The organism is Novosphingobium sp., from assembly GCF_040398825.1.
GTDB lineage: Bacteria > Pseudomonadota > Alphaproteobacteria > Sphingomonadales > Sphingomonadaceae > Novosphingobium.
On record NZ_JBBATI010000045.1, the window covers coordinates 20,109 to 27,520 of the forward strand.

At 63.3% G+C, this 7,412-nt stretch carries 6 protein-coding genes; 1 reads left to right on the forward strand and 5 read right to left on the reverse strand.

Features of this window, described 5'->3' with window-relative positions; all coding sequences use genetic code 11:
* Positions 1 to 8 precede the first annotated feature (8 nt).
* From lptG to ABWP89_RS16810, 5 genes are all read right to left on the reverse strand, one after another.
* Positions 9 to 1,109: an LPS export ABC transporter permease LptG gene (lptG, locus tag ABWP89_RS16790; RefSeq protein ID WP_353230748.1), complete on the reverse strand. Its 1,101-nt coding sequence runs from the start codon at positions 1,107 to 1,109 to the stop codon at positions 9 to 11.
* Complete coding sequence (locus tag ABWP89_RS16795; protein WP_353230750.1) at positions 1,099 to 2,346, reverse strand: LptF/LptG family permease; 1,248 nt, start codon at positions 2,344 to 2,346, stop codon at positions 1,099 to 1,101. Before ABWP89_RS16795 ends, lptG begins: the two co-directional genes overlap by 11 nt.
* Positions 2,347 to 2,495: 149 nt before the next feature.
* Positions 2,496 to 2,852 carry an ATP-dependent Clp protease adapter ClpS gene (gene clpS, locus ABWP89_RS16800; RefSeq protein WP_353230755.1) on the reverse strand — a complete coding sequence of 119 codons (357 nt, stop codon included), beginning with the start codon at positions 2,850 to 2,852 and terminating at the stop codon, positions 2,496 to 2,498.
* A 190-nt stretch (positions 2,853 to 3,042) separates the two neighbouring features.
* Positions 3,043 to 3,480 (reverse strand): phasin family protein, encoded by a 438-nt coding sequence (locus ABWP89_RS16805; protein WP_353230751.1) that lies wholly within the window; start codon positions 3,478 to 3,480, stop codon positions 3,043 to 3,045.
* 584 nt (positions 3,481 to 4,064) lie between these two features.
* A complete protein-coding gene (locus ABWP89_RS16810; RefSeq protein ID WP_502915317.1) occupies positions 4,065 to 5,996 on the reverse strand; it encodes a PHA/PHB synthase family protein in 1,932 nt (643 codons plus the stop codon).
* A 134-nt stretch (positions 5,997 to 6,130) separates the two neighbouring features.
* Here ABWP89_RS16810 and ABWP89_RS16815 point away from each other — a divergent pair, with 134 nt between their 5' ends.
* Positions 6,131 to 7,330 (forward strand): LL-diaminopimelate aminotransferase, encoded by a 1,200-nt coding sequence (locus tag ABWP89_RS16815; RefSeq protein ID WP_353230753.1) that lies wholly within the window; start codon positions 6,131 to 6,133, stop codon positions 7,328 to 7,330.
* The last annotated feature ends 82 nt before the right edge of the window (positions 7,331 to 7,412 follow it).

Below are 7,412 nucleotides of genomic sequence, written 5' to 3' on the forward strand. Positions count from 1 at the left end.
GGCGCGCGCTATTCCTCGGTGCGGATCAGCACTGTTTCGCCGATCAGCAAAAACAGGAAAAACGGCGACCACGCTGCCAGCAGCGGGGTGTAACCGCCGAAATTGCCCATCGCCAGTGCGGCATTGTCGACCACGAAATAGGCAAAGCCCAGCATCATGCCGATCACTGCGCGCACAAACAGCTTGCCCGACCGCGCCAGACCGAATGCCGCAACCGCACCCAGCAGCGGCATCAACAGCGCCGATAGCGGCCCCGACAGCTTGTGATACCATTTCCCGTCCAGCTCGCTGGTGCGATAGCCGGCGGCGCGGATGGCGGCGATCGATGTGGTCAGCCGGGCCAGTGATTCGCCATCGGCGTCGGTCTTGCGCACGATCACCTGCGCCGGATCGACCCCGGTGGCATAGACTGTATCGGTGCCCTGCGGCCCGGCCCGCGTGCTTTGCACATTGAAACCGGTGGGGTGGTCAAACCGCCAGCCGGGGTGGGCAAAAGTGGCGCGCAGGGCATGCACGATATCGGTCACCATGCCGCCGGGATCGCGGCGGTACCAGCTTACATCGCCCATGGTCATGGCCGCGCCGCGCCCGGTAACGGTGCGGGCATAGAGGATGTTCGGCCCATCCTGCATCCACACATTGGTCTTGATATCGCTGTCGGGCGGGGTCGTGCCATAGCCGACATCCTGCCACGCCTTCAACGCGCCCGATGCGCGCACCACCACGCGTTCGTTGAAGGCAAAGGTGAACACGCTGGTGAACGCCGCCACCAGAAACAGCGGCGCCAGGATCTGGTTCGCCGACAATCCGGCGGCCTTCATCGACACGACTTCACTGTTCTGGTTGAGCGTTACCAGCGTGATGATCGTCGCCAGCAGCACCGAATAGGGCGTAAACCGGCTGATCAGTTGCGGCGTGCGCAGCCCGATATAGCGTAGCAGTTCCATCTGCCCGTTGCCCTTGGCGGCCAGGATGTGCCCGCTTTCGCTCAACAGGTCGAGCATCTGCAGCACCAGCACCAGCATCACCAGCACGGCCAGGATGCGCACCGCGAACATCTGCGCGATATACCGCGTCATCGTGCGCGACGGGAACAGATCAAACAGCACGGTGCGCGGCTCCACTAAGGTCCTCGGGCGGCACATCGGGCTGGCGCTTGCGCGCGGCAAACAGCCCCATGACCATGCGCGCAAGCCGGGCAAACCCGGTTTCCAGCCCGCCGATCGGTTGCCCGCCGGGCACATAGGCCAGCCGCCAGTACATCCACACGATCAACGCGGCAAACAGCGCAAACGGCCCCCACAGCGCCAGCGTCGGATCGACCCGGCCCAGGCTGGACACGTCCTGCCCATATTCATTGACCTTGTGATAGGCGACCACCATCACGATTGACACGAACACCCCCAGCGCGGACGACGACCGTTTGGGCGGCACTGCCAGCGCCACCGCCAGCAGCGGCAGCAGGAACATCATCGCCACCTCCACCAGCCGGTAATTGAGGTTGGCAATGGTCTGGTTGCGCATTTCGGTGGTGGAATGCTGGCTCCAGCCGATGCGCAGCAATTCTGGCAGGAAATATTCGCTGGTCTTGTCGCCGCGCCGGCGGAACTGTTCGATTTTGGGCAGATCCACCGGCAGGTCGTGGCTGGCGAAGGTCAGCACGCGGGGGTGGCGGATGGTCGGGCTTTCCTGCACGATCTGGCCATCGGTCAACCGCAGGATGACCGTATCGGGATTTTCGCGGCTGGCGAAAAACTGCCCTTCGCGCGCCGAAATCACCAGCACGTCGCCCTTTTCGCTGGCGATCCGCGCAAAGATCCCCTGCAACTGGCGGCCTTCGTCGCGGCTTGATTCCACGCGCAGCGCGGTGCGATCCTGCAGCGCGTTGAATTCGCCCACCTTGATCGATGCGCCCAGCGCGCCCGAGCGCAGTTCGAACTGCAATTCTTCGTAAAAATAGCGCGACCGCGGCTGAATATAGCTGACAATCAGCAGATTGAACCCGGCCAGCACGATCGCGAACAGGAATGGCACGCGCAGCAGCCGCGTATAGCTGAGGCCCACGCCGCGCATCACGTCGAGTTCGGAACTGGTCGCCAGCTTGCGAAACGCGAACAGAATGCCCAGCATCAGCCCCAGCGGGATTGCCAGGCTGGCATATTCGGGCAGCAGGTTGGCCAGCATTTTGAACACAACCCCGACCGGACCGCCCTGGGTCGCGACGAAGTCAAACAGTTTCAACATCTTGTCGAGCACAAGCAGCGACGCCGCGATCACGAACACCGACAGCATGGGCACAATGACCAGCCGGGCGATATATTTGTCGATCGCGGTAAGAAATGTCACAAGGTTAGCCGGTTCTGCCTGGTTGCCGTGTGGCGGTACGATGCCACTGCGCAAACCTGGCTGCGGCCTGCAACTGGCCTAGCCGGGTTCAGCCGGTGAAGGAAGCGCAAACCCGCCGTAACGCACCATCGCGGTGCCAGTTTGCGCGATCAGTCTTTTTCCAGCGTGCAGCGCAGCGGGTGCTGATTCTGTGCGGCAAAATCCATCACCTGGTTGACCTTGGTTTCGGCGATTTCATAGGCGAACACGCCGCACACGCCCACGCCGCGCTGGTGGACATGCAGCATCACCCGCGTCGCCTGGTCCATATCCATCGAAAAAAAGCGCTTGAGCACCAGCACCACGAATTCCATCGGGGTGTAATCGTCGTTCAGCATCAGCACTTTGAACATGTTCGGCTTTTTCGGCCGGGTGCGCGTGCGGGTGGCAATCCCGACCTGGTTGCCGCCGTTCGATCCGCCACCGTCGCCGTCATCACCGGCGCCGCGCACCGCATGCGGGCGCATGGGGGCCGTGACCGGATTGGCGCCGCCGTGGTGCGGATCTGGGAAAAGGAGGTTTGTCATCGTGACATCGAATATCGCATTGCACGCGCGCGCATTCAAGGGGGTGTAAGGTGCAGGCGTGCGGGCTCAAACGCAAACGGGCCGGACGGTGAACCCGTCCGGCCCGTAATACTGAAATCAGCTATGCTGCTTATGCCGCGTGCTTGATCTTTTCCACGGCCAGGCTGACCCGGTTGGAGATCGGCTGGAACGCTTCGCTGGCCAGCTTCAGCATGGCTTCGCTGTTCTTTGAGCTGGTAGCGACGGCGGCGTCAAACTGCTTGCGCAGCAGCGTCGACTGCTTTTCCATCAGTTCGGTGGGCGATTTGACCGCGGCCAGGTCCTTCATTTCGGCGGTCATCGTTTCGATCGTCGATTTGCTGGCAGCCATATAGCCCTTGGTCATTTCCTGCAGGCCGGCGGCGAAAATCTTGCTCGATTCGATCAGGGCTTCCATGTTGCCCTTGGTGAATTCACCCATTTCACCCAGACCGGCCTGGCTCTTTTCCATAGCGGCCTTGGCCTTTTCCGATGCGTCCTTGAACGCGGTCTGAAGCTTTTCGGTGTAGTCGGTGGTGGTGATGGCCATGATGGAGGTGTCCTTTGGTGTGGGCGCCGCTGTCACCGCGGCAGGTTTTTTTACGGGCGTTACGATTTTTGCAGTGCGCGCCGGTTTTGCCCGGGCGGCAGGTGCCGCCGGGACGGGCTTGGCCGGAACGGGCTTTGCCGGTGCGGCTGAAGCAACCGCACGGGTTTTGGGCGTGGCGGCTGGTTTGGCCGCAGTCTTGGCAGTCGGTGCCGTCACGGGTTCCGGCAGTTTTGCAGGTGCAACTTTGGCCGCCGTAGTTTTAGCCGCCGGGGTTTTGGTCATCGCACGCTTGCGCGCCGGGACCGCCGCCGGGGTTGCAGAAACAGTTACCGCGGGCGCCGCGATGTCCGTCTGCGCGGGGGCAGGCGTCATGGCGGGCTGGGTCGCTTCGTGGTCGTTGCTGTCAGACAGCGGGATGTCGGACATGGTTGCTTGGCTCCTGCAATCGCGGTCCGTGTGGCGGGCCATAAGGGCACCGCTGTCGGCCTATGCTGCAATGCAATATATGGGCAGTGCAGTTGCGAAGTCAAGGCTTATTGTGCGGTGCACAATAAGCAATTTTGCGTTTGGAGCAATGCGCCCGGTCAGCGTTGGCGGACGTAGCGCCCCGGCGCATCTTCGATCACCGGGTCGCCCCGACCGCCGGGTGCGCGGCGGCCTTTGGCGGGTACCGTCGCATCGTCCAGCGCGCGGATCCAGTCGATCCAGTCGGGCCACCAGCTGCCCTTGGTTTCGGTCGCGCCGGCGATGAATTCGTCCAGCGTCTGCGGATCATCGGGGTTCAGCCAGTATTGGTATTTGCCCGATTGCGGCGGGTTGACCACGCCGGCGATATGCCCCGATCCGGCCAGCACGAATTTGCATGGGCCAGCAACGTGCCGGGTCAGTTTCCACACGCTGCCGGCCGGCGCGATATGGTCCTGCCGCCCGGCCTGGATATAGCATGGCGTGGCAATGCGGTGGAGATCGATCGGTGTGCCATCGACGGTCAGCGCATCGGGCACCACCAGCCGGTTGTCGCGGTACAGATCGGTCAGATAGCCGCGCAACCAGCCGAACGGAAGATTGGTGGTATCACCGTTCCAGTGCAGCAGGTCGAACGCCGGATACTCATCGCCCAGCAGGTAATTGTTAACGACATAGTTCCACACCAGATCGGATGACCGCAACAGGTTGAACGTGGCCGCCATATAGCGCCCGTCCAGGCAGCCATCGGTGGCCAGCCCTTCGATCATGCGCAACTGGGCATCATCGATGAAAACCTTCAGATCGCCCGCGAGTTCGAAATCGACCTGCGCAGTAAAGAACGTGGCAGAGGCAACCTTGTCCGCCTGGCCACGCCGCGCCAGCACCGCCAGCGTGGCTGCCAGCGTGGTGCCCGCCACGCAATAGCCGATGGCGTGCACCGCCGGCACATTCAGCCGCGCGCGGATCACATCGATCGCATCGATCTGCGCGCGCACGTAATCGTCCCAGGATGTGTCGGCCAGGCTGGCATCGACCGACCGCCACGACACCACAAACACCGTCAGCCCCTGCGCCACCGCCCAGCGGATGAAGCTGTTGCCGGGGTTGAGGTCGAGGATATAGAACCGGTTGATCCACGGCGGAAAAATGACCAGCGGCGTCGCCAGCACGGCGGCCGTGGTGGGGCTGTACTGGATCAGCTGGTACAGCGCGGTTTCGTAAACCACCTTGCCCGGGGTGGCGGCGATGTTTTCGCCCGGCACGAATGCGCCGGGGCGGGTGTGGGTCAATTGCCCCTGGCGCAGATCGTGCAGCAGGTGTTCCACCCCGCGCACCAGATTGTCCCCCCGCGTAGCCAGCGTGCGTTCGATCACCAGCGGGTTTGTCAGCGGGAAATTGGCCGGGCTCAACGCCTCGGTAATCACCCGCAGTGCAAAGCGGATCTGTTCGCGCCGTTCGGGCGCAATCCCGTCCAGATCATCCGCCATCGCGCCGAGCTGTTTGGCCAGCAGCAGATACGTCTGATGGATCAGCGCAAACACCGGCTGTTCACGCCATTTGGGATCGGCAAACCGGCGGTCGCGATAGGGCAGTTCGGCCGTCGGTTCGCCCGATGCCGGCGCCAGCGCCGGGTTGTAGGCGCGCGCGATCGATGTCCACAGCGCCACGCTGTCATCCCACAGCGCCTTTTGCGATTCGAGCTTCGCCACCGGCAGCGCATTTGCCCAATCGCCCGCCCACAGGTTCCAGGGGCTGGGCCAGCGCGCCGGATCGGCCAGCCGCGCCATCAGCGGTTCGATCCGCCCGGATTGTTCGGCGCCGAAATCCAGCCACATCTTTTGCAGCTTGGCCGCGGACATCGCCCAGTGCTGCATATCGGTGGGATCGGGCGGGGTGGCACCGCCAGTGGGCATGAACGGGCTGAACAGCGCCTGCAATGCCGCACCCTGCTGGCGCATCAGATCCTCGATCACCGCGCCGTCGTGAAATGCGGACGCGTCGGGCTGGTTTGCAGTGGCGTCGCCTGTTGCGCTGTTGTCGCCGGTCATGGCCTGTTCCTTGTAACTCTTTGGGCGTTCTATACCGGGTTTGCCCGGCGTCCAAGCGCGATGGTTCCCATTCCGGCCGCTTTGGCGTAAGGGCGGCTGCGCAAGAATGCCCCAGCCGGAGAGAGACCCGCCCCGTGGACGAAGAATTTTACCGCATGAAGCGCCTGCCGCCCTATGTCATCGCCGAAGTCAACGGCATGCGGGCCGCGGCACGCGCCAGCGGGCGGGATATCATCGATCTGGGCATGGGCAATCCCGATCTGCCGCCGCCCCCGCATGTGATCGAAAAGTTGTGCGAAGTGGCGCAAAAACCGTCGGCGCATGGCTATTCCGCATCGCGCGGCATCCCCGGCGTGCGCAAGGCCCAGGCCAATTATTACGCCCGCCGGTTCAATGTCGAACTCGATCCCGAAACCGAAGTGGTGATGACGCTGGGGTCAAAGGAAGGGCTGGCCAGCCTGGCCACCGCGATCACCGCGCCCGGCGATGTCGTGCTGGCGCCCAACCCCAGCTATCCCATCCATACCTTTGGCTTTATCATTGCCGGCGCCACCATCCGGTCGGTGCCGACCACGCCCGATGAACGGTATTGGGAATCGCTCGATCGGGCGATGCGCTACAGCGTGCCGCGCCCGTCGGTGCTGATCGTCAATTACCCGTCGAACCCCACGGCGGAAACGGTGGACCTGGCGTTTTACGAACGGCTGGTGGCGTGGGCGCGCGAAAACAAGGTGTGGGTGCTGTCGGACCTCGCCTATTCGGAACTCTATTTCGACGGCAATCCGACCCGGTCGATTCTGGAGGTACCTGGCGCGCGCGAAATCGCGGTGGAATTCACCAGCATGAGCAAGACGTTTTCGATGGCCGGCTGGCGCGTCGGCTTTGCGGTGGGCAATCCGCGGCTGATCGCGGCGCTGACCCGGGTCAAATCGTACCTCGATTACGGCGCGTTCACCCCGATTCAGGCGGCCACTTGCGCCGCGCTCAACGGGCCGCAGGATATCGTCGAAACCAACCGCGCGCTGTATCAAAAACGCCGCGACGTGCTGGTGGAAAGCTTTGGCCGCGCCGGCTGGGACATTCCCAGCCCGCCGGCGTCGATGTTCGCCTGGGCACCGCTGCCGCCTGCGCTGCGCCATCTGGGCAGTCTGGAATTTTCCAAACAATTGCTGACCCAGGCCGAGGTCGCGGTGGCGCCGGGGGTGGGCTATGGCGAAGATGGCGAAGGCTATGTGCGGATCGCCATGGTGGAAAACGAACAGCGCCTGCGCCAGGCCGCGCGCAACGTGCGGCGCTATTTGTCCAGCATGGGGGTGAATGTCGGCCCGGGGTAATTTGAAGCTGCACTGACGTGCAGTCAGACCACCCGCCCCGCCTCCCCGCCCGACCACCACAGCATGATGGTATCATTGGTGG

What these genes read in the sequence shown, in the direction of transcription:
- clpS (WP_353230755.1), bottom strand. Translation starts at nt 2,852, where the DNA reads ATGCGCCCGCATGCGGTGCGCGGCGCCGGTGATGACGGCGACGGTGGC.
- ABWP89_RS16810 (WP_502915317.1), bottom strand. Translation starts at nt 5,996, where the DNA reads ATGACCGGCGACAACAGCGCAACAGGCGACGCCACTGCAAACCAGCCC.
- ABWP89_RS16805 (WP_353230751.1), bottom strand. Translation starts at nt 3,480, where the DNA reads ATGGCCATCACCACCACCGACTACACCGAAAAGCTTCAGACCGCGTTC.